Origin of the sequence: Paraclostridium benzoelyticum, from assembly GCF_001006285.1 — a bacterium.
Taxonomy (GTDB): Bacteria; Bacillota; Clostridia; order Peptostreptococcales; family Peptostreptococcaceae; genus Paraclostridium; species Paraclostridium benzoelyticum.
In genome coordinates this window covers 1-22,135 of the sequence record NZ_LBBT01000338.1, presented here as the reverse complement: position 1 = coordinate 22,135, position 22,135 = coordinate 1, and the positions used below count along the sequence as shown (strand labels likewise).

At 28.5% G+C, this 22,135-nt stretch carries 22 protein-coding genes; 4 read left to right on the top strand and 18 right to left on the bottom strand.

The window, feature by feature from the left end; all coding sequences use genetic code 11:
• The first annotated feature begins 177 nt into the window (after positions 1–177).
• A complete protein-coding gene (gene fba, locus VN21_RS16240; protein ID WP_046824182.1) occupies positions 178–1,041 on the top strand; it encodes a class II fructose-1,6-bisphosphate aldolase in 864 nt (287 codons plus the stop codon).
• Between the two features lie 56 nt (positions 1,042–1,097).
• Here the strand turns inward: fba and rlmD are convergent, their stop codons facing one another.
• From rlmD to VN21_RS16190, 10 genes are all read right to left on the bottom strand, one after another.
• Positions 1,098–2,456: a 23S rRNA (uracil(1939)-C(5))-methyltransferase RlmD gene (gene rlmD, locus VN21_RS16235; RefSeq protein WP_046824181.1), complete on the bottom strand. Its 1,359-nt coding sequence runs from the start codon at positions 2,454–2,456 to the stop codon at positions 1,098–1,100.
• Positions 2,457–2,479: 23 nt separating this feature from the next.
• Positions 2,480–3,202 (bottom strand): pseudouridine synthase, encoded by a 723-nt coding sequence (locus VN21_RS16230; RefSeq protein WP_046824180.1) that lies wholly within the window; start codon positions 3,200–3,202, stop codon positions 2,480–2,482.
• Between the two features lie 15 nt (positions 3,203–3,217).
• Positions 3,218–3,547 (bottom strand): DUF1904 domain-containing protein, encoded by a 330-nt coding sequence (locus VN21_RS16225; protein WP_024619959.1) that lies wholly within the window; start codon positions 3,545–3,547, stop codon positions 3,218–3,220.
• A gap of 148 nt (positions 3,548–3,695) precedes the next feature.
• Positions 3,696–4,181 (bottom strand): hypothetical protein, encoded by a 486-nt coding sequence (locus tag VN21_RS16220; RefSeq protein ID WP_046824179.1) that lies wholly within the window; start codon positions 4,179–4,181, stop codon positions 3,696–3,698.
• A gap of 23 nt (positions 4,182–4,204) precedes the next feature.
• Positions 4,205–4,765 (bottom strand): 5' nucleotidase, NT5C type, encoded by a 561-nt coding sequence (locus VN21_RS16215; RefSeq protein ID WP_021428469.1) that lies wholly within the window; start codon positions 4,763–4,765, stop codon positions 4,205–4,207.
• Positions 4,766–5,010: 245 nt separating this feature from the next.
• Positions 5,011–5,802: a hypothetical protein gene (locus VN21_RS16210; RefSeq protein WP_046824178.1), complete on the bottom strand. Its 792-nt coding sequence runs from the start codon at positions 5,800–5,802 to the stop codon at positions 5,011–5,013.
• 72 nt (positions 5,803–5,874) lie between these two features.
• Positions 5,875–6,567: a metallophosphoesterase gene (locus tag VN21_RS16205; RefSeq protein WP_046824177.1), complete on the bottom strand. Its 693-nt coding sequence runs from the start codon at positions 6,565–6,567 to the stop codon at positions 5,875–5,877.
• 223 nt (positions 6,568–6,790) lie between these two features.
• The gene (locus VN21_RS16200; RefSeq protein ID WP_046824176.1) at positions 6,791–7,585 is read right to left on the bottom strand and encodes a GTP pyrophosphokinase; all 795 of its coding nucleotides are present in this window, start codon (positions 7,583–7,585) and stop codon (positions 6,791–6,793) included.
• Between the two features lie 58 nt (positions 7,586–7,643).
• Positions 7,644–8,549: an MBL fold metallo-hydrolase gene (locus tag VN21_RS16195; RefSeq protein WP_046824175.1), complete on the bottom strand. Its 906-nt coding sequence runs from the start codon at positions 8,547–8,549 to the stop codon at positions 7,644–7,646.
• Positions 8,550–8,559: 10 nt separating this feature from the next.
• Positions 8,560–9,288: a YkgJ family cysteine cluster protein gene (locus VN21_RS16190; RefSeq protein ID WP_046824174.1), complete on the bottom strand. Its 729-nt coding sequence runs from the start codon at positions 9,286–9,288 to the stop codon at positions 8,560–8,562.
• Positions 9,289–9,375: 87 nt separating this feature from the next.
• On the opposite strand from VN21_RS16190, the gene VN21_RS16185 reads away from it, so the two are divergent.
• Complete coding sequence (locus VN21_RS16185; protein ID WP_021428389.1) at positions 9,376–9,624, top strand: hypothetical protein; 249 nt, start codon at positions 9,376–9,378, stop codon at positions 9,622–9,624.
• A gap of 223 nt (positions 9,625–9,847) precedes the next feature.
• Positions 9,848–10,186 (top strand): hypothetical protein, encoded by a 339-nt coding sequence (locus tag VN21_RS16180; protein WP_021428442.1) that lies wholly within the window; start codon positions 9,848–9,850, stop codon positions 10,184–10,186.
• 109 nt (positions 10,187–10,295) lie between these two features.
• Here VN21_RS16180 and adhE read toward each other — a convergent pair whose 3' ends face one another.
• Both adhE and VN21_RS16170 read right to left on the bottom strand, forming a co-directional pair.
• On the bottom strand, positions 10,296–12,926 hold the full coding sequence (gene adhE / locus VN21_RS16175; RefSeq protein ID WP_046824173.1) for a bifunctional acetaldehyde-CoA/alcohol dehydrogenase: 2,631 nt from the start codon (positions 12,924–12,926) through the stop codon (positions 10,296–10,298).
• Positions 12,927–13,160: 234 nt separating this feature from the next.
• Positions 13,161–13,763, bottom strand: coding sequence for a DUF4230 domain-containing protein (locus tag VN21_RS16170; RefSeq protein WP_046824172.1), 603 nt, complete (start codon positions 13,761–13,763; stop codon positions 13,161–13,163).
• A 108-nt stretch (positions 13,764–13,871) separates the two neighbouring features.
• On the opposite strand from VN21_RS16170, the gene VN21_RS16165 reads away from it, so the two are divergent.
• Positions 13,872–14,819: a manganese-dependent inorganic pyrophosphatase gene (locus VN21_RS16165; protein WP_046824171.1), complete on the top strand. Its 948-nt coding sequence runs from the start codon at positions 13,872–13,874 to the stop codon at positions 14,817–14,819.
• A gap of 132 nt (positions 14,820–14,951) precedes the next feature.
• Here the strand turns inward: VN21_RS16165 and VN21_RS16160 are convergent, their stop codons facing one another.
• The 6 genes from VN21_RS16160 to VN21_RS16135 form a co-directional block, all read right to left on the bottom strand.
• Positions 14,952–16,031 (bottom strand): methylcobamide--CoM methyltransferase, encoded by a 1,080-nt coding sequence (locus tag VN21_RS16160; protein ID WP_046824170.1) that lies wholly within the window; start codon positions 16,029–16,031, stop codon positions 14,952–14,954.
• A 336-nt stretch (positions 16,032–16,367) separates the two neighbouring features.
• Positions 16,368–16,892, bottom strand: a complete 525-nt coding sequence (locus VN21_RS16155) for a peptidylprolyl isomerase (RefSeq protein WP_021428410.1) — start codon at positions 16,890–16,892, stop codon at positions 16,368–16,370.
• Between the two features lie 100 nt (positions 16,893–16,992).
• On the bottom strand, positions 16,993–17,589 hold the full coding sequence (locus VN21_RS16150) for an ATP/GTP-binding protein (RefSeq protein WP_046824169.1): 597 nt from the start codon (positions 17,587–17,589) through the stop codon (positions 16,993–16,995).
• Positions 17,590–17,688: 99 nt separating this feature from the next.
• Positions 17,689–18,438 carry a patatin-like phospholipase family protein gene (locus VN21_RS16145; protein ID WP_046824168.1) on the bottom strand — a complete coding sequence of 250 codons (750 nt, stop codon included), beginning with the start codon at positions 18,436–18,438 and terminating at the stop codon, positions 17,689–17,691.
• Between the two features lie 107 nt (positions 18,439–18,545).
• Positions 18,546–19,844 carry a M18 family aminopeptidase gene (locus VN21_RS16140; RefSeq protein ID WP_046824167.1) on the bottom strand — a complete coding sequence of 433 codons (1,299 nt, stop codon included), beginning with the start codon at positions 19,842–19,844 and terminating at the stop codon, positions 18,546–18,548.
• A gap of 26 nt (positions 19,845–19,870) precedes the next feature.
• Entirely contained in the window at positions 19,871–22,093 is a 2,223-nt protein-coding gene (locus VN21_RS16135; RefSeq protein WP_046824166.1) for a DUF3553 domain-containing protein, read from the bottom strand.
• Positions 22,094–22,135 lie beyond the last annotated feature (42 nt).

Genomic DNA, 22,135 nt, shown 5'->3' with positions numbered 1-22,135 from the left:
TTTACATAATATTAAATATTTTTATAAAACTTTTTTTATCCAAAACAAAAATCTAATTTAATATTTTATTTTCATTTTTGTCCTTTTAGGGTATAATATGCATTAGGTATATACATAACTTTTTAACAATCTTAATTATTGTTTTTTAAAGTTAATTTTCTTATGGAGGTTTTTAATATGTTAGTTTCAGCTAAAGAAATGTTAAACAAAGCTAGAGAAGGTAAATATGCTGTTGGTCAATTCAACATAAATAACTTAGAGTGGACTAAAGCAGTATTACTTACAGCTCAGGAAAACAATTCTCCAGTTATACTAGGGGTATCTGAAGGTGCTGGTAAGTACATGGGTGGATATAAAACTATAGTTGGTATGGTTAATGGAATGTTAGAAGAATTAAATATAACAGTTCCAGTAGCTCTACACTTAGATCACGGTAGTTATGAAGGAGCATTAAAAGTAATAGAAGCAGGATTCTCTTCTGTAATGTTTGATGGTTCTCATTATTCTATTGAAGAAAATATAGAAAAAACAAAAGAAGTAATAAAAATAGCAAATGCTAAGGGAATATCTGTAGAAGCAGAAGTTGGTTCTATAGGTGGAGAAGAAGATGGTGTTGTTGGTGCTGGTGAAATTGCTGACCCTAATGAATGTAAATTAATAGCTGATTTAGGTGTTGATATGTTAGCAGCTGGTATAGGAAACATACATGGTCAATATCCAGAAAATTGGGCTGGATTAAACTTTGATGCTTTAGAAGCTATAAACAATGCTACAGGAGACATGCCATTAGTTTTACATGGTGGAACAGGTATACCTGCTGATATGATACAAAAGGCTATATCTTTAGGTGTTTCTAAAATAAATGTTAATACAGAGTGTCAATTAGCTTTCGCTGCTGCTACTCGTAAATATATAGAAGAAGGAAAAGATTTACAAGGTAAAGGTTTTGACCCTCGTAAAGTTTTAGCTCCAGGATTCGAAGCTATAAAAGCTACTGTTAAAGAAAAAATGGAATTATTCGGTTCTGTAAACAAAGCTTAATATATAAATTAAAAGCTATCTCATAAATTGAGATAGCTTTTTTAATTTATATTATTTTAATTTTTCTTGTGTAACTTTACAATTGTTTCAACATGAGGAGTATTTGGGAACATATCCATGCATTTAACCTTTTCTACATCATATCCATATTTTTTAAACTCTACTAAGTCTAATACCAAGGTTTTTGGATTACAAGATATATAAACAATTTCTTTAGAATCAAATTTTGATATGTCTCTTATAGCATCTTTATGAACTCCTGGTCTTGGTGGGTCTACTATTATTATATCTGGCTTAGCTTTTAATTTATTAACTGTTTTAGCTACATCCCCTGCTATGAATTCGCAATTTGTTAAGTTATTTAACTTTGCATTTTTATTTGCAGCTTCAACAGCTTCCTCTATAATTTCTATACCATAAACCTTTTTAGCTTTTTCAGCCATAACTTGTCCTATTGTTCCAGTCCCACTATATAAGTCAAATACTACCTTATCATTATGTTCCCCGACAAACTCTCTAGCTATTTTGTATAATTCTTCAGCACCTTTAGTGTTTGTCTGGAAGAATGAAAATGGAGATATTTTAAATTTAAGGCCTAAAAGTTCCTCTTGTATATAATCTCTTCCGTGTAAAACTCTTAATTCATCACAATTAACTGCATCTGCTAACCCGTCATTTATTGTGTGTAATATACTTACTAAATCAGCTTTTAAGTCTAAGTTTAGAAGCATATCTTTATATTCTGTCATGTCGAAATTTTCTTGAGATGATGTAACAATATTAACCATCATTTCATTTGTATTTATACCTTTTCTTACTACAAGATTTCTTAAATAACCTTTATGACTCATGTTTCTGTAATAAGGTGCATTCTTTTCGTTAAAATATTCTACTGTAGATGTTAAAACTTTTATAAAATCATTATCTACTAAAAAACATCCATCAACAGTTAAAATATCAATATGCTTCCCTTTTTTGTGTAATCCTAAAGTTAATGGTCCATCTTTCATTTCATCTCCGAAAGTATACTCCATTTTGTTTCTATATTCTTTAGTTTGAGGACTTTGCTCGATACCTTGGAAGTTAAATCCAAATATATCTTGCTCTAAAAATAAATCCATTACTTGTCTTTCTTTTATTTCTAATTGTTTTTCATAAGGCACAGATAACATACTACACCCACCACATACGTTAAAATGCTTGCATGGTGTTTCAGTCTCTAGTGGTGAGTTTTCTAAAAGTTCCATCATTTTTACTTCCGCTTTTCCACTCTTAGTCTTTTTAACTGAAGCCTTAACTTTTTGTCCAGTTATGCCGCCTTTCATATATATGTCTCTATTTCCTAAACGACTTACTGACGTTCCTCCAAATTCCATTTTATCTATCTCAAATTCTATAATATCTCTTCTTTTCACTCTTTAATCCTCCGTATACAAAATTATCTTTCTTCTATTAATTTAACTTCTTCTTCTGTTAATTCTCTATATTCTCCCAACTCTAAACTTTCATCTAGATTTAGTTTTCCCATAGAAAGTCTCTTTAAGTACATAACTTTTTTGTCTACACTTTCAAACATCCTTTTTACTTGATGAAACTTTCCTTCATGTATAGTAAGTTCTATTTTAGATACATCTCCACTTTCAAGAATAATAAGTTCTGCTGGCATAGTTTTATAGCCATCATCTAATATTACTCCTTCTTTAAAAGCTTTTATATCATCTTCTGTTACAACTCCATCAATTTCTGCAAAGTAAGTTTTAGGAACATGACTCTTTGGTGATAAAACCCTATGTGATAATTGTCCATCATTAGTTAATACTAATAATCCCTCAGTATCCTTATCTAATCTTCCTACTGGAAACGGTTCAAATGCTAATGATTTCTTATCTATCAAATCTAAAACTATAGGATCATGTTTATCAAAAGTAGCTGATATATATCCATCTGGTTTGTTTAACATTAAGTATATAAATTCTTTATATTCTATAGTTTCTCCATCAAAATTTATAATATCTTTATCTGTATCAACTTGAAGACCCGGGTTATTTTCTATTTTCCCATTTACTTTAACTAGTCCATTTTTGCAATCTCTCTTTATTTCAGCTCTACTTCCATATCCTAGGTTAGAAAGTACTTTATCTAATCGTTGTTTTTTAGCCATAATCTGTACCTTCCTTTAAAAATGTTCTCCATTTTCATAATACTTTTCTTTCTCAAAAACTGTAAAAGCTAAATCCATACTTTCTACATCTAAATTATTTCTTATACTATCAGTTATAATTTTAGCAACTACATCTTGAACTTCCTGTCCTCTATCAAACCATGCAACTTCTACAAAAGGATATACCTCTGCAATCTTCCCATCTCTTATAGCAACTGACTTTATACACTCTATTTCAAAATAATCTCTTGGGCATTTAACTGCTTCAACTAATTTATCTATCATATTCTCGCTTATTTTACATACATCAGTTTCATTTATTCCTCTTATTTTTATTTGTGGCATCTCATTTCCATCCTTTCTTTTATTTTTATTCATCTTATTTTATAGGTATTATTATACTTTTAATTTTTCATTATTACAATTTATATTCTTTTACATTAAAATAGGGGTGTCTTAAATGTTTTTATTTAAGGCATCCCCAAAACTATTTTTAGCTATAAAATTTAGAATCTCCATTTAATTGTTTTTTTCCTATTAACTCAGTCAAACTAGTAAGTGATGCAATGCTTATATCTTTAAAGCTTATTACAAATACCAACTTAAAATCTGTAAATGTTTCATCTATACTATACACATTAAAAAAGCATCTTATATCATCATTTAAATACTGTTCTCTTAAATCCGACTCAATTTCATCTGTAATATCTTTTACAAAAGCTCTTACATCTTCAAATAATATTTGAAATTCTTCTACAGTAGCTTCTTCACCTAGTTCTTCAAGTAGTTCATTAATCTCTTCTACTGAAAACATACTATCATCTAACTGACAATCAAATGCCATTATACTGTCTTCTTTTATATCTTTAGATATATCTTGAACACTAACAAAGTCTTCGCGTTCACTTAACATGTGTTTTATATCTTTACTTTTTATACTTATTGTTTGTTTTTTATTATTTATTTTAACTTCTAACAACTATCTAGCCCCCCACTTTAAGTTTATTGGAGACTTAATATAAATGCCTTTATATCATCCCAATTTTTTACTCTTATTATATTTTCATTTTCAATATTCTTGTTATAATTATTGTCTAATAATAACACAGTTAATCCTTCAGATGCCAATTGTTCAGCGTTACTTGGATTATCTTCTATAAATATATTACATTCTAATTCTTTTGCTTTGCTAACTTTGTAATCACTTCCTAATAAGTGTACATCTATATATCCTAAATCATTATCAGATAGCCATCCTGTAGTTATATCCTTCAATATCTCACTTCTAGCTGTAACAAAGTACAAGTTATGATTTTCATTTAATTCCTTTATAACTTCTTTAGCTCCATCTACAACATTAGCTTCTTTGTAAGCATGTATGAAATCAGTGTGAAATGATTGTAATAAATCATCTAGTTCAACTTGATATAATTCTTCTAATTTATGTGTTACACAATCTTCTTCTGTTATTTTTTTATTGTACATATCATTTAAGTACGGAATAAAATGATATGGATTAGTTATCGTTCCATCTATATCTATGCATATATTTAACTTTCCCATTTTTACCTCCAAATAAAACTTTATATTATTGTAGTTAACACATTATAACATACTAGATATTATAAATCAAAATAACACTATTTAGTATATGTTTGTGTTTTAAAAAAATTCACTTTGATTGTTTATATGTATAAATAACTTTTATAATTTATCTACATTTTTTAGTAAGTATCCCTTTTAAAGCGTAAAAAAAGCTTGTACAATACAAGCTTTTTATGTTCTACGTTAAACATTATATCAAATTTCTATAAACTTTTTATTGTATCTACAAAATTCTTAATTTCATTATCAGATAAGCTAAGATACTCTTTTATCTGGCTTATATACTTTAAGTTTTTAGTTTTTAACATGTTTTGTGCACATTCCATAGCTTTGCCCCTTAAGATATAAGCTTTTTGTACACATATTTTAGAATATTCTAATTGATTAGTTGCATCTTCATTAGAAAGTTTAGGTACTTCCATATCTTCGTAAGTTTGCACTACTTCATCACACATTTCTTTAGCATATGCAACATCTTTTTTAGCTTTGTTTATAGTATTAACATTTATATCTAAATTTTTAGTATTCGGAAGACATTCCCTCATAGGTACTAATGCTTTTCTTTCTATTTTATATATTTCGCTTTTAAAATTTTGTATTGTCTCTTTATCACTTTTTTGCATAGATACGCTATCTACTTCATTTGTATTAGATTCTTCTTTCTTAGAATCATTCTCTGTATTTGAAGATTGCTTTTCACTATTTTCAACTTTCTTAGTTTCTTTTAAATCGGATTGTTTAACTTCTATTTTTTCATTTTTATATTTGGCTTCTTGATTATCTTCATACTGTTCATTAAAAGCATAACTTCTATATTCTAAAATTTCTTCTATTTTATTTATCGTGCTTATATATATATTACAGATTACTATAACAGTGGCAACTACTACATACATACCTCCATATATGCTTGCCCTTTTAAAATCTTCTTTATTTTTAAACAAGATCCATAAAGGCAATATATATAAAAGTAAAATTACTAATGCCCATCTCACATTAACAACTCCTTTACCTAAAGTTTATATTTCAGGTTTGATATATCAATAGTATTTACCATATTTTATTAATTAATCCATAATTTTTATTAAATTAAAATCTACATAATCACAAGATACCAAATTATATTCAACTTCATTTCTAATTCCCTTTAATCCCATTTTAAATGATTCTTTTCCATGTAAATGCCCATATACCACTTTTTCAACTCCGTAAGACTCATATATTTCTGTAAACAAAGATGGGTCTAATTTATCATTAGTCGGTGGATAATGAGTTATAACTATTATCTTTTTAAATCCAGCCTTATTAGCTGCATCTAACGAAAGTTTTAATCTATGAGCTTCTCTTTTATAAATTTTCTCATCGTCTTCTGTGAACTTAACATCATTAGGGCATATCCAGCCTCTAGTTCCACAAATTGCATATTCTTCATATTGATAAAAGTTGTTTTGTAAGAAACTCATGTCATCATACAATTTATTTAATTTTGCTACTGTAGTCCACCAATAGTCATGGTTTCCTTTTACATATATCTTTTTTCCAGGAAGACTATGTATTATATTTAAATCTGCTTCTGCCTCGTTCATATTTATAGCCCAAGATGTATCGCCAACAATTAAGACTGTATCTTCTTCATTAACTTTACTTTTCCAACTATTAATTATCTTTTCTTCGTGATTATCCCAGTTATCTCCAAATATGTTCATAGGCTTATTAACAGCAGTTGAAAAATGTAAATCTCCTATTGCATATAAACTCATGTTAATGTCCTTTCTAATTATATTGATTTTCTTAAGCGTAAAATTCGCTTCGCTTGAGCGACTACGTCTGCGAACCACTTTATGTCGCCAACGACTTAGTCCGTTGCTCAAAAACTTTTTTACGCTCAAAACATATAATATTGATATAAATAAGTTTCATAGATTTTCCATATATTTTTAATAATCATACTTTTCTTAAGCGTAAAAAAAAGAAGCGAGATTACTACTCTCTTCTTTTTTTATTATACCCTTCTAAAAGAGTATCTATCTCATTTTTTAAAGCTAGTATTTCAGTTATATCTCTTTCCGTATCAATCCTATCTAATCTTCTTTGATATACTATAGCTTTATGAGTTTCACCTAAATCGTAAAGCTCTTGTATTTTTCCTAAAACATCTCTAACCGTTATAGATTTAACTTGATACATAACTTGGGCTTTCATTATATGTTCTCTAATTTCGCTCATCTCTTGATCTAGTAAAAATGCTGCATCAGCCGCTCTTCTTAATCTCATAGCTAAATCCTCTGGTATGTAGTGTTCATATTTATATTTTAAAGAATGCTCTATAGTAGCCCAAAAGTTCATAGCTAGAGTTCTTATTTGAATCTCACATAAAATTTCTTTGTATCCTAACGCAGTATTTATAGGATATCTTATTATTACGTGGTAACTTCTATATCCACTGTCTTTAAAGTTTTCAATATAATCCTTTTCGTAGACTATTTCCATATCATTTCTTGATTTTATAAGATCCACTATAGTATATATATCTTCAACGAATTGACACATTATTCTTATTCCAGCTATATCTTCCATATCTTCCAAATTAGCAATATCCAGCCTTTTTGCTTTTGATATTATGGATGAAATTTTTTTAGTTCTTCCGGTTACAAACTCTATTGGAGAATACTCTCCTCTTTTTAAAAATTCTTTTCTTATATTCTTAAATTTAACTTTTAGTTCTTCCACAGCGTGTTCATAAGGAACAAGTATCTTATCCCACTTTTCGTATTCCATTATTTCTCACCCTTTATTTTCAGATTTGTCAACTTCTATATTTTAACATAAATTATATTCATTTTGTATAATAAAGAACATCTCCATCTTCTATAAAATATTTAATTTCACCTAATTTATTTAGGTAACTTATCATTCCAACCAAGGTCGACTTAAAGAAATGGTATTCTTTATAATTATAACTTAAATTATTCTCATTCAATATAATTTTCAAAATAGACTCTAAGCTTGTAGGCTCTTTAATTATATTTCTTATTTGCTTTAAATATTTATTCACTGATTCTCTATGTTTTTTCACCAAGTCTAATGTTTCTAATTTATCTAACTCTTTTTTACAATGACCTAGCACAGCATATTCAAAATCTATTGTATGTAATAAATCCAATGAATCTAAATATGCTTCTACATCAAATATAAATAATAAATCAAACTTATATAAAAGTTCCTCTCCTACCAGCATGTCTCCTAAAAAAAGCACCTTATCTTTAGTTAGTACTCCTATTGAACCAGCTGTATGGCCTTTTAAATCAATTATTTCTATATATTCGCCATTTATATGTAATTTTCCTGGTTTTATGGTCCTATCTATACTTACATTTTTCATATTTTTACTCATTAATATATTATCAAAAAATTCATTAGTATTTCCACCCATTATATATGTAGAAAATAAGATAGGATTATCTATATACAACTTTGAATAGAAACTAGACATATTTACTAAATTAGGGTATTTTTCTTTAAATTGATATCCCGCTCCATAGTGGTCATTGTGTTCATGCGTATTTATCATCCATTTTATGGTTATTCCTTCTTTTTCTAAGTCTCTAATTATATTTCTAGGTCTAACACCTGGAAGCCCTGGATCTATAATCAAAGCACTTTTATCATTAAACACATAAACCCCAGTGTTTGTTCCTCCTCTTATGTAAAAAGAGTTTCCTTTTATATTTTTAAATCTCATTAGAATCACCTTACAATACTATTGTTTTTAATCTATCTAAAGCACACTTTCTAACGCTCTCATCTTTTGATACTCTTATTTTTATGTTATAAGCTGTATCTTCGTATAATAATGATTCTATAAAATACTCTACGATACCTCTATCCTTGAATTCTATATTCATTATTCCTTTTGAATAAATTTTCGAATCTAATACCATCATAGAATCTGCAAAGTTAAGTCTTTCATCTTTTCTCAAATATCTATCATTTGGTTTAAATGATTCACAGTAATTTATTTTAAAATTCACAACATCATTATTAATTTCAAATTTATATTTATCTTTTATTAAAGATGCATACTCTTTATTTCTATTACTTATATTTTCTAAGTTTGAGTTATAGTCCTCTTTTGTCCAGTGTCCATATATTCTGCAATTTAAAGGTCTCACTTCATAAATTAAGCATCTATTATTTTCATCTTTAAATGGACAAGGACTCTTTTTTACATATTCTAAGAGATAATAATCTATAACCTTGCTCAAACATTTTTTTCTTAAATCTTCATCAAGGCTTAAATAATGGTATATATTTATAAATTCAATTAAATTTATACCTACTGATTCCATACAACAATTACCACACCCTGTACAATTTCCATTAGGTACAGATTCATATACTTTATTTAACTCATCTATTAACTTATTTTCTTTTGCAAAATTTATGCTTTTCTCTATATCAATCTTTTTTAGGCTAGCCATTATTAATACTCCTTGTTATAATTATTAGGTTAATACAAACACTTATTATAACATATTTTTTCGAAACTTATTAGGAGGTACTTTTATATGAATAGATATACAAAAGTTATAAATATGATGGAAAGTTACTATACAAAAGATTATGAAAAGAAGAAAAAAAACGTAACTAAAGTTAGGGAAGTAAGAGAAGATACTGTTAGAAAATTCTTCTTACAAGGTGATTGCGAAGTTTTAGTAATATTAGAAGATAGCGGTAGAGAAATACTATTAGATGACTTTTCTTCAGAAGAAGATATAAAAAAATACTTAGGCCCTAAGTTTATAAATAAAAAATAATTCTTTCTCCCTAAAATTTTAGGGAGTTTTTTTGATTTTTGTGTTATAAAACTTAAAATTGAGGTAATAATATAATATATAAATATTTAAACAATATTTAACTCAATCTCCCCAATTGTGAGCTTTCGTTCCCCCGATGAAAGCTCTTTTTTTATTATAATATTGATATTTAAAATTTTTGGAGTATAATAGTTTATTAATAACTATTAAGGAGTTGTTGTTTATGATTAAAATAGGAAATTTAAATTTAGATACAGAATTTGACTATAGAATTATAAGAGAGGAAGATAACGATATAGATTTATTTATTGATATTAATTATAGAAGCTTAGATATAGATTGTGGCGATAGTAGCATCTTCTTTGCATCAAGGTTACAATTTCCATTCGTTAGATCAATAATACTTAGATTCAATAAATTAAATAATTTAATGACAGTGCATCTTATGAGAGATATTGATTTATTCTCTGCATTCGCAAACTTTGAAATTGATTACTCAAATTCAAGTATATCTATTAAAAACGATAAGGAAAAAGTAATTTTTACTAAACAAGCACTATAATTGCAAATAAATAAGGGGGCCTTAATAGGCCCCTTTATTTATTACTTATAATCAAAGTATAGTATACCATTCTTCACTAGTCAATTTATTTTCTGAAAATTCTCATTTCTTATTTTTTATCAACTTTTCCAAATGCAGTTAAGTATATATCTTTTAATTCTGATACAAGTGGATATCTTGGATTAGCTGGTGTACATTGATCATCAAATGCATCTAAAGCTAACTTATCAACTGCAGCTGTAAAATCTTTTTCACTTACTCCGCATTCAGCAATTGTTCTTGGTATATTAAGTTCAACTAATAATTTATTTACAGCATCTATTAAACTAGCAACTCCCTCTTCTGCAGTTTTAGCTTTTAACCCTAAGTATCTTGCTATTTCAGCATACTTCTTATCAGCTACGAATGATTTATATTTAGGGAATGCTGAAAACTTAGTTGGTTTAGTCGCATTATATCTTATAACATATGGTAATAATATTGCATTGGATCTACCATGTGATATATGGAACTCTGACCCTAATTTATGAGCTAATGAGTGATTTATTCCTAAAAATGCATTTGCAAATGCCATACCTGCCATACATGATGCATTGTGCATTTTTTCTCTTGCTTCTTTATCACTGCCATCTTTATATGCTCTTGGAAGGTATTCAAATACCATTTGTATAGCTTTTATAGCTAATGCATCTGTATAATCAGTAGCCATAACTGAAACATATGCTTCTATTGCATGAGTTAATACGTCTACTCCTGTATCTGCTGTAACAGCTTTAGGAACTGTCATAACAAAGTTAGGATCTATTATTGCTATATCTGGAGTTAACTCATAATCTGCTAAAGGATATTTTACGTTATTAACTTTATCCGTTACTACTGCAAAAGATGTAACTTCTGAACCTGTTCCTGAAGTTGTAGGTATAGCTACCATTTTTGCCTGTCTTCCTAACTTAGGGAACTTAAATACTCTCTTTCTTATATCCATAAATCTCAGCCTTAAATCATCGAAGTTAACCTCAGGATTTTCATAGAATAACCACATACCTTTAGCTGCATCCATTGATGATCCTCCACCTAAAGCTATTATAGTGTCAGGTTTAAATTGTCTCATCATATTTGCACCATTTAATACAGTATCTACTGATGGATCTGGTTCTACATCTGAAAATACTTCAATCATAACTGGATTATTTCTCTTTCTTAAATGATAAGTTAACTTTTCTACATATCCTAATTGAACCATCATTCTATCTGTAACTATCATAACTCTATTAGTATCTGCCATTTTCTCTAAATAGCTAACTGATCCAAACTCATGGTAAACTCTTTCTGGTATTCTAAACCATTGCATGTTATTTCTTCTCATAGTAACTTTTTTAACATTTATTAAGTTTACTGCTGACACATTGTCTGTTGTTGAGTTATTCCCCATAGATCCACATCCTAACGTTAATGATGGCATATTTACATTATATATATCACCTATTGCTCCATGAGTTGAAGGTGCATTTACAAGTAATCTACCTGTTCTAACCTTTTTACCAAATTCTAATATTATATCGTCGTTATTTGAATGTATAACTGCAGAATGTCCAAGACCTCCAAACTCTGTCATTTCTACACATTTTTGTATTCCTTCTTTATATCCTTTTACCTTATAACAAGCTAATACTGGACTTAATTTTTCTTTAGATAGTGGATAGTCATTCCCAACTCCTTCAAGTTCAGCAACTAATATTTTTGCATTTTTAGGTGTATTCTTTATACCTGCCATTTGAGCTATCTTATAAGCACTTTGTCCTACTATATCGGCATTTATCGTACAACTTTCTTTGTTTATAACTAATCCTTCTAATAACTCTTTTTCTTCTTTATTTACAAAATAGCAATCATAAGATTTCATTAATCCTACTACTTCGTCATATATTTCTTCATCTATTATTACAGCTTGTTCTGATGCACATATCATACCATTATCAAATGTTTTTGATAATATTAAATCGTTTACTGCTTGTTTTGCATCAGCTGTTTTTTCTATATAACATGGTACGTTTCCTGCTCCAACTCCTAATGCTGGTTTTCCAGAAGAGTATGCAGCTTTAACCATACCTGGTCCCCCTGTTGCTAATATTAATGACACTCCATCATTTTTCATTAAAGCATTTGAAGCTTCAATTGATGGTTCTTCTATCCATTGAATACAATCCTTTGGTGCTCCTGCTGCTATAGCTGCATCTCTAACGATCTTAGCAGCTTCAGATGAAGACTTTTGTGCTGATGGATGGAAGCTAAATATAATTGGATTTCTACTTTTCATAGCTATTATAGATTTAAACATAGTTGTTGAAGTTGGGTTTGTTACAGGAGTCACTCCTGCAATAACACCTATAGGTTCTGCTATTAACTTATAATTTTCTTCTTCATTTTCCTCTATAACACCAACTGTTTTCTTGTACTTTATACTATTATAAACGTACTCAGTTGCAAATATGTTTTTAGTTACTTTATCTTCAAAAACTCCCCTTTTAGTTTCATCTACAGCAAGTTGTGCAAGTTCTATATGCTTATCAAGCCCCTTCATTGCCATTTCTTTAACAATTTTATCTATAGCTTCTTGATCTAATTTTAGCATCTCAGCCTTAGCTATATTAGCTTTTTCAACTAAGTTATCCACCTTTTCAGATGCTGTCATTTCTTTCGAACCATTTATATTTACTACCTTTTTAGCTTCTTTAGTCATTTTAAAATCCTCCCAAGATATTAGTTGATTTATATCAATGTTAGTTAATTAACAAACTTTATGTTTATATAATATATCCTGAGAAAACAATTGTCAATATTTTTTCGTTAATTTTTTATCTATTTCTAAAAATATTTTTTAAAATACATTTTAAAAATCTATCCTATGTAATTTTTTGTATAAAAATAAAGCTATTGATTATTAAATCAACAGCTCTATTTTTTTAATATATTACTATTCTTTAAAGTTTATAATAACCTCTTTGTATCCTAAATTCTTTAGATTACCTTCTAAATTTTTCTTTATACTAATTTTAACTTCCTCCAAAAATCCCTCATCTATAACTTTCTTTTCATATTCTTTCTTGCTATTAGATAGTTCTTTTAAAACCTCATTTACCTCAACTCTATTGAACAATGCATTTTTCACATCATATATATATATATTTTCTTCATCTATGTAGTGTTCTATTATACCCCACTTATTAATGTTTATAGTTATTGAATTTCTCGTATTATTTGCAATTGTTATGTCTTTTAAGTTTGCGCCACCCTTTACTATACCATTATACTTTATAATAAAAGATTTTTCTGTGAATGGGATTTTAATATTTTTAAAACTCTTATCCTTAGTAATAGTAACTATATTGCTATAATTGTACTTAGAAGTTGAAAGTTCTGCTACTTTTTCTATTGTATTTAATACCTTAGATGTATCCTGTGGTGGTTTTTCGGAAAAAATTAGTCTTGATGAAATTATCCCCCCTATTAAAATACCTATAAATATAAACAGTATTAAAAGTTTATTCTTATTAATTTTTTTGTGTTTTTGTAGCAAATTTTTCCCTCCTTTTGATATAATATAAGCTACGATTAAAGTTTTTAATTTTGTTAACTTAAGAAAAATTAATCCATAAATTTTTTTAAATATGAAAGGAGATTTAAAATGACTTTATTAGTTTTCGGTCATAAAAACCCAGATACAGATTCTATCTGTTCATCAATATCATTAACATACTTAAAAAATCAATTAGGAAATACAGCTAAAGCTTACGCTTTAGGTGAAGTAAGAAAAGAAGCTCAATATGTTTTAGACTACTTCAAAGTGGATGCTCCAACTGTATTATCTTCTATATCAAATATATGCAAGGATGATGCTAACTTAGTACTAGAAGGTAAACCTCAAGTTGTTCTAGTAGACCATAATGAATACGGACAAAGTATAGATGGCTTAGAAGATGCAGAATTAGTTGAAGTAGTTGACCATCATAAATTAGGAGGAATGCAAACTTCTACTCCTTTATCAATGAGATTAATGCCAGTTGGATGTACTTGTACAATAATAACTCAAATGTTTAAGGAAAATAATATAGAAATACCTTATGAGATAGCTGGATTATTAATGTCTGCTATACTATCAGATACTTTATTATTCAAATCTCCAACTACTACAGATATGGACAAAAAAGCTGTTGAAGAATTAAATAAAATAGTTAAAGTAGACGTTGAAAAATATGCTATGGATATGTTTAAAGCTGGTTCTTCATTAGATGGATTTACTGTTGAAGAAATAGTAAATATGGATTTCAAACCTTTTGATATGGAAGGTAAAAAAGTTGGAATAGGACAAGTATTTACTTTAGACATAGATGCTGTTCTTAATAAGCAAGATGAATTCTTAAACTATATAAACAACACTGACTTTGATATGTTAGTATTAGCTATTACTGATATAATAAAAGAAGGATCTTATCTAATATACAAAGCTGAAGATAAAATAATATCTGATGCATTTGGAGTTAATGCTTCTCAAGGAGTATTTGTTGAAGGAGCTGTTTCTAGAAAGAAACAATTAGTTCCAAATTTAACAGAAGCTGTTAAGAAAAATATATAATATTTAGTAAACTTATGGGAGTAGAGATATTAATATCTCTACTCCCTATTTTATTAAATACTGTTTTTGTGTAAAAATAATAGTATAATAAATAAGAGAGAGATTTAAACCTCTCTCTTATTTATTATACTATTATTTCCAATCAGCACGCTCTCCGATTTTTATTCCCTTACTATATTTCTTAGTAGCTTCTGTTACTGCTTTTATATTTTCTATAGGAGCTCCTGCAGGTATATCACAGCCAGAAGCTACTATATATCCATTAGGACTATCACTAGCTTTTACTATACATTCTTTTACACTTGAATATACATCATCTATAGATCCATTCCTTACTATTGATACAGGATCTATATTTCCTATTATACACATTTTATCTCCAATTACATTTTTAAGAAGTTCTATATCCTCACAGTTATCTACACTGAATGCAGACAAATTCATATCTGCAATATCTTCCCATATACCTTTTGTTTTCCCGCAAATATGTAATGTTGTTTTCTGTCCAGTAATTTTATAAATTCCATTTATGGTTTTTTCAAGATATGGTTTTGCAAATTCTCTAAATTGTTTCGGACTTATTAAATCAGCCGAAGATATTGGATCTCCAATTCCACAAACTAGTCCATAACGTTCATATACTTCTTTTGCATAAGCTAAATTACACTCTGTCATTAAATCTAATAATTTATGTACATTTTCTTTATCCTTAATCATATCTCTAACTAAATTTGTAGTACCTCTAACAGCTGAAGCTGCACTAATCGGACCTGATACCCCACTTCCGATACTTACTTCTTTTCCTAATTCTTTTTTTATTTTTCCTAAAGAATCCAGTATTATTGGTAATCTTCCATCCTTTAATGGATTTACTATATCCATGTTCTGTAACATTTTGTAATCCTTTAATGCTGGTTCGATTAAATGCGATGCCCTATCTGAATTATATCCCATTTTACTTCCAAACGCTTCACCCATACCTCTTAGGGTAACATTAATTCCAGCACTCTCTACTCCAAGTTCCCTTACTATATATTTTTCAGCTTCTAACATTTTGTCAGAATCAAAATAATATTCTTCTACATCTATACCTGCATAAACCGCTGCAGTTTCCTCAAACATTAAACTGCAAGGTAATCTATCTACTCTTTCCCCTCTAAAGTACGCTGCTTTTCTTTCAATTGCATTCATTTCATCTTTATAATCGCTCATAATCAGTTCCCCTTTATCTGAATTTAATTGAAAACAATGTATTATAAATCATTCTTTTACAATTTATGTCGCTTTAATTCTACTACACTTACTTTTCATTTTCTATAAATATAGAAAATACAAATAATAATCTATATAATTATGTTTTTTAACTATAAAATAATTAACAAAAACTAAAAAGAGAGATTCTTAAAATTTAAGAATCTCTCTTCCTTTATATTCTTCACTCTTCTCATCCATAAAAGCAAAGTGGGATTGAGTTAGGATCTTTCGTAACACTTACAAACGCAGTTTGTCGTGTAAAGGAAATCAATATACAATCCTACAATCTATTCACTACATTTTTTCTACGTCTGAATAGTCTTTTCCAAATGTCTCAACAGTAACTTTTTTCATTACTTGTGGAGTTTGAGGCTTGTCCATTCTATCTGTTCTTACAGAAGCTATTTCATCAACAACTTCTATCCCTTCAATTATTCTACCAAATGATGCATATTGTCCATCTAAGTGTGGAGAATTAGCATGCATTAAGAAAAATTGTGATCCAGCTGAGTTTGGAGCCATTGTTCTAGCCATTGATATAACTCCTCTATCATGCTTTAAGTTATTAGTGTGTCCATTTTGAGTGAATTCTCCTCTTATTGAATATCCTGGTCCACCCATTCCATTCCCATCAGGGCATCCACCTTGTATCATAAATCCAGGTATAACTCTGTGGAATGTAACTCCATCATAGTATCCTGATTCTACTAAAGATACAAAGTTTTTAACAGTATTAGGAGCTATATGTGGATATAACTCAACTTTTATTTGCTTTCCATTTTCCATTTCTATAGTTACTATAGGGTTCTTATTTTCCATTTTATGTACTTCCTTTCTTATGAGTTTTTTTTATTCTCATTTTATATTATATACCAATAATAATAAAAAATCACAAAAATAAGCTACTTATTTAAGCAGCCTATTTTTCATTAGTTGAATCTAACAATTCAGTTTCTTCGTATTTAATATCTAATAAATCTAAAATTTGTTTTGCTCTATCTTTAGTAGATCCTGATACTTCTACATAATTTATATTTTCAGACTTTAAGAAACTTAATATAGCTTCATCTATTTGTATAGCAATACTTTCATCTTGCCATCTAACTCCATCTTTAACATATCCAAATTGTCTTGGAACATAAACTATCATATCATAGTTTTGTATATCTTCTATAGCTAGACAATATAAGTCTTTTAAAATTTGAATTTCTTTATTAGTTCTTTTTCTATCACCTAACATAAATCTTCCATATACATATGGTACAAATGTAGCATAATCAGTTAGTGCATATTCAAATCCTGATAAATCATCTTCTATTTTCTTTTGACCTAAGTATATACCATATTGTTCAGATATAGTTTCTATCATGCCTTTGTCTCTTAAATATTCTGTTGAGTACTCTAACGCATAACCTACATCTAAGCCTGCTATTTTCATTTCAACGTATAAATGTTGTATTAATGTTGTCTTTCCACATCTAGGTCCACCTAGTACAGCAATTCTTTTAGTTGCCATAGTTTATATCAACTCCATTTTTATATTTCAAATTCAGAACCTTTTTATTATACTAGCATACGCAGATTTATTCAACATTTTGAGCCTAATTCCCATTTATTAGCCTAGAATATTTAAAGATTTAGATATTTCATATCCTTCATTAAAAATTTGTTTGCAAAATTCTCCTTCAAAATTTAAAGTAGCATTTTTACTAAATTCTATATTAGGTTTTACTACAATTATATTTTCTTCCTTATATGACTGCTTTACATAATCTGGTACTTCAAAATCTTTATTCATAGTTATTAATACAATTTTATCAACTTTTTCATCTATCAATGGTTTTAGTAACGTATTATTTATCATTCCTCCATCTAATTTATATCCATTATATATTCCATCTATTAAATCTTTTTTAAATTGTTCCGATGGACTTAAATCTTTTGAAGGTCTAAAAGGAAGCAGTGAACTATATTTTATACTGTCTAGGCCTTGCTCATAACTTTCTTTTGATATATCTACTACAACTTCATTCATTCTTGAATTATCAATTTGTATATAATTTACATAAAAGTTTTTCTTAATTTTAGAGTTATCCTCAAGTTTGCTTAATAAATCAATTGCTAAAGAGTTATCCACAGTATTATCAACTATTTTGACACCGTTTTCACCAATTGTCTGAATATTTATCCACATTTCTTTCAACTTGTTAACATTTTTTGTGTATATGTAATAACCATTTATTGCTCCTATTGAAGTTCCTGATATTAAATCAAAGTCTAAACCTCTTTCATATAATCCATATATTACACCTGCTTGAAAGGCTCCTTTAGCTCCACCACCAGCTAAACATAATCCTATTTTCATACTAATTCACTCCTAACCTAAGTTTTTATTTATATAATAAATTTAGGGGGTGTATAAAGGTAAAAGCCTCTTATACATCCCCCCTTTTTAATTTATCTATTTAAATCTTATAATTCATAAAACTTTTTAAAAGTTTTGTATATATCCATATGATCTTCTACGCATCCTAATTCTCTTATAGAGTGCATAGCTAATATTGGACTTCCAACATCAACAGATGGTATATCTATATGCGTAGATGATATAGGTCCAATTGTACTTCCACCTCTTACATCAGATCTATTAACAAATTCTTGGCAGTTTACTCCTGCTTCTTTACATATAGTTTTATACACAGCTATAGATTGACTATCACTAGTATAAGCTTGGTTTGCATTTATTTTTATAACAGGCCCTTTCCCCATAACAGGTCTATTTGTTGGATCATGCTTTTCTCCTACATTTGGATGAACTGCATGTGCAAGGTCTGCAGATATTATAAATGAAGAATATAAACTTCTAAAAAATTCTTCTCTATTTTGACCTAAACATAAAGATATTCTTTCTAATACATTTAATAACATATTAGAATCAGCACCTTGCTTAGTTGAGCTTCCAACTTCTTCATTATCAAATACAGCAACTACATTTACTCCATTTAATGATTTAGCATCTATAAGTGCATGTAAGCTAGCATGCGCCATTGAAAGATTATCTAATCTTCCACAAGATATCATCTCTTCGTTAGGCCCTATTAACATTCCTTTTTCATATTCGTATAAAAATAAATCAAAATCAATAATTTCTTCTATTTTTCTTCCTAATTCTTTAGCTATAGTTTTTAAAAGGAAGTTATCTTTTTCTAGAGAATCATTTAATAATCCCATTAATGGTAACATGTCTTTTTGCTTGTTAAGAGCTACCCCTTCATTAACTTCTCTATTCATGTGTATTGCTAAATTAGGAATTATACATATAGGTTTATTTATATTTACTAAAGTTTCCTCAGGTCTTAATATACTTTTTCCTTTAAGTACAACTCTTCCTGCTATTGCTAACGGTCTATCTAACCATGTATTTAGTATAGGACCTCCATAACATTCTGTATTTAATTTTAAGTAAGTTTTTTCAACTTCCATTTCTGGATTTGGCTTAACTCTAAAAGATGGAGAATCTGTATGTGATCCTATTATTCTAAATCCATCTTCTTTTAGATTATTAGTATTTACTGTAAATGCAACTATTGCTGATGAGTTTTTAGTTGTATAGTATTTTCCATTTTGCTCTAGTTTCCATGCTTCTCTTGAGTCAAGTTTTTTAAACCCATTTAATTTTAATAACTCTTCAGATGTTTCTACTGAGTGAAAAGCTGTAGGGCTTTTCTCTATAAACCCTATTAAGTTTCTTGCAAATTCTTTTGAATTCATTACAACTCCCCCTTAAAACTTTTATTTTATAATAAATCAAGTGTCGTATATTCTTTATTTATCTTCTTTATACCTTGATTATTAAAAGCTATTGTTAAATCAGATCCAACAGCTGCTACTACAGTTCCTACCCCAAACTTAGGATGATAAACCTTTGAACCTAATTTTATATCGTCAGATGTAGGTTCTGGTTTACTTTCTTTTATAGTGGCATTTACCTTATTTGCTACACTAGCCTTGTTCATAGATTTCATATATTTTTGCTTATATTTATCTAATATATTGTAATTAGCTTTAGAGTAGCTTAATTCATGTTCTTCTTTATTTAATTTTTCTATACACTCCTCTGGAAGTTCTTCCATAAATCTAGATTGTATAGATGGATTAGTTTTTCCATAAAGAGTTCTTTTCTTTGTAAGTGTCATAAAAAGTTCTTTTTTAGCTCTTGTTATCCCAACATAACAAAGTCTTCTTTCTTCCTCTATATCAGATTCACTCATAGATCTTACTGCTCTAGATATAGGGAATAATCCTTCTTCCATACCAACTAAATGAACAACTGGAAACTCAAGTCCCTTAGATGTATGGATTGTCATAAGTGATACTCTGTCATTTTCTTCATCATCACTTTCTGTTGAAGTAAGAGCTACATTAGTTAAAAATGTTTCTAAATCTTTTTCTTCACTACTATTTTCAAATTCAATAGCAATTGATATAAACTCTTTTAAGTTGTCTATTCTGTCTTGAGCGTCTTCATTTTTATCTTTTTCAAGTTCATCTAAATATCCAGTAACATCTAAAACTTTTTCTATAAGTTTACTTACTGAATAAGCATCCTTTATTACTCTAAGAGTTCCTACTAAATCTACAAATCCATTTATATTTGCTCTAGCTTTTGTAGATATATCAGAGTTAGTATCTACATCTAAAAGAACGGAGAATATACTCTCTTGCTTTAAACTAGCTCTATCCTCTATTTTTTCTATTGTTCTAAGTCCAATTCCTCTTTTAGGAACATTTATTATTCTCTTTAAAGATATATCATCTTGGACATTTTGAAGAACTCTTAAGTATGCAACTAAATCTTTTATTTCTTTTCTTTCATAGAATTTAGTTCCTCCATATATATTATATGGTATTTGACTTCTATTTAAAGCATCCTCTATAGCACGAGCTTGTGCATTCGCTCTGTATAATACAGCAAAGTCTTTAAAAGGTTTGTTTTGTTTTCTATGAATTCTCCATATATTATCAGCAACAAAATCTGCTTCTTCTATCTCGTCTGATGTTACCTGTATCTTAATCTTTTCGCCTTCTTTTTGCTCACTCCAAAGTTTTTTTCTCTTTCTTTCTATATTATTAGATATAACCGTATTGGCTGCATCTAATATAACTTGAGTTGATCTATAATTTTGCTCTAATTTTACTACATGAACATCATCATAGTCTCTTTCAAATTCAAGTATATTTCTTATATCTGCACCTCTCCATCCATATATACTTTGGTCATCATCTCCAACAACACATATGTTTTGATGCTCTTTGGCTAATAACTTTATAAATTCATATTGAGCTTTACTTGTATCTTGATACTCATCTACCATTATATATCTAAATTTATTTATATAGTATGCTAGTACACTTTCTTCCTTTTTTAATAACTCAACAGTTTTTATTATTAAGTCATCAAAGTCTAGTGCACTATTTCTTTTTAAACGATCTTGGTATAAAGTATATACATCTGCAATTTTACTCATTCTCGCATCATTTCTATGCATATCTTTATATTCTTTAGGACTTAATAATTTGTCTTTTGCTCCAGAAATGTAACTTATAACTACTTTAGGTTCAAAAGATTTATCACTTAAGTTTAATTCCTTTAAACAATCTTTAACTAAAGTAACTTGATCTGAGCTATCATATATAACGAAAGATCTATTATATCCGATTCTATTTATATCTTTTCTAAGCATTCTAACACAGCATGAATGGAAAGTTGTTATCCACATATCTTTAACATCCGAATCTATAGTTTCTTCAACTCTTTCCTTCATTTCATTTGCAGCTTTATTTGTAAATGTTATTGCTAATATATTACTAGGATGTACTCCTTTATTTTTCATAAGATGAGCTATTCTTGTTGTTAAAACTCTCGTTTTTCCTGAACCAGCTCCTGCTAATATAAGCACTGGCCCTTCTGTTTTTAATACCGCTTCTTTTTGGGCGGGGTTTAGTGAATCTATATCCATCATTACCTCCTGATTGTATATGTTATATGTATATTTTAATCT

Excerpts from the sequence above, each read along its gene's own strand:
- fba (WP_046824182.1), top strand. The coding sequence starts at position 178 with ATGTTAGTTTCAGCTAAAGAAATGTTAAACAAAGCTAGAGAAGGTAAA.
- VN21_RS16230 (WP_046824180.1), bottom strand. The coding sequence starts at position 3,202 with ATGGCTAAAAAACAACGATTAGATAAAGTACTTTCTAACCTAGGATAT.
- VN21_RS16225 (WP_024619959.1), bottom strand. The coding sequence starts at position 3,547 with ATGCCACAAATAAAAATAAGAGGAATAAATGAAACTGATGTATGTAAA.
- VN21_RS16215 (WP_021428469.1), bottom strand. The coding sequence starts at position 4,765 with ATGGGAAAGTTAAATATATGCATAGATATAGATGGAACGATAACTAAT.
- VN21_RS16205 (WP_046824177.1), bottom strand. The coding sequence starts at position 6,567 with ATGAGTTTATATGCAATAGGAGATTTACATTTTTCAACTGCTGTTAAT.
- VN21_RS16200 (WP_046824176.1), bottom strand. The coding sequence starts at position 7,585 with ATGGAATACGAAAAGTGGGATAAGATACTTGTTCCTTATGAACACGCT.
- VN21_RS16195 (WP_046824175.1), bottom strand. The coding sequence starts at position 8,549 with ATGAGATTTAAAAATATAAAAGGAAACTCTTTTTACATAAGAGGAGGA.
- VN21_RS16190 (WP_046824174.1), bottom strand. The coding sequence starts at position 9,288 with ATGGCTAGCCTAAAAAAGATTGATATAGAGAAAAGCATAAATTTTGCA.
- VN21_RS16185 (WP_021428389.1), top strand. The coding sequence starts at position 9,376 with ATGAATAGATATACAAAAGTTATAAATATGATGGAAAGTTACTATACA.
- VN21_RS16180 (WP_021428442.1), top strand. The coding sequence starts at position 9,848 with ATGATTAAAATAGGAAATTTAAATTTAGATACAGAATTTGACTATAGA.
- adhE (WP_046824173.1), bottom strand. The coding sequence starts at position 12,926 with ATGACTAAAGAAGCTAAAAAGGTAGTAAATATAAATGGTTCGAAAGAA.
- VN21_RS16165 (WP_046824171.1), top strand. The coding sequence starts at position 13,872 with ATGACTTTATTAGTTTTCGGTCATAAAAACCCAGATACAGATTCTATC.
- VN21_RS16160 (WP_046824170.1), bottom strand. The coding sequence starts at position 16,031 with ATGAGCGATTATAAAGATGAAATGAATGCAATTGAAAGAAAAGCAGCG.
- VN21_RS16155 (WP_021428410.1), bottom strand. The coding sequence starts at position 16,892 with ATGGAAAATAAGAACCCTATAGTAACTATAGAAATGGAAAATGGAAAG.
- VN21_RS16150 (WP_046824169.1), bottom strand. The coding sequence starts at position 17,589 with ATGGCAACTAAAAGAATTGCTGTACTAGGTGGACCTAGATGTGGAAAG.
- VN21_RS16145 (WP_046824168.1), bottom strand. The coding sequence starts at position 18,438 with ATGAAAATAGGATTATGTTTAGCTGGTGGTGGAGCTAAAGGAGCCTTT.
- VN21_RS16140 (WP_046824167.1), bottom strand. The coding sequence starts at position 19,844 with ATGAATTCAAAAGAATTTGCAAGAAACTTAATAGGGTTTATAGAGAAA.
- VN21_RS16135 (WP_046824166.1), bottom strand. The coding sequence starts at position 22,093 with ATGGATATAGATTCACTAAACCCCGCCCAAAAAGAAGCGGTATTAAAA.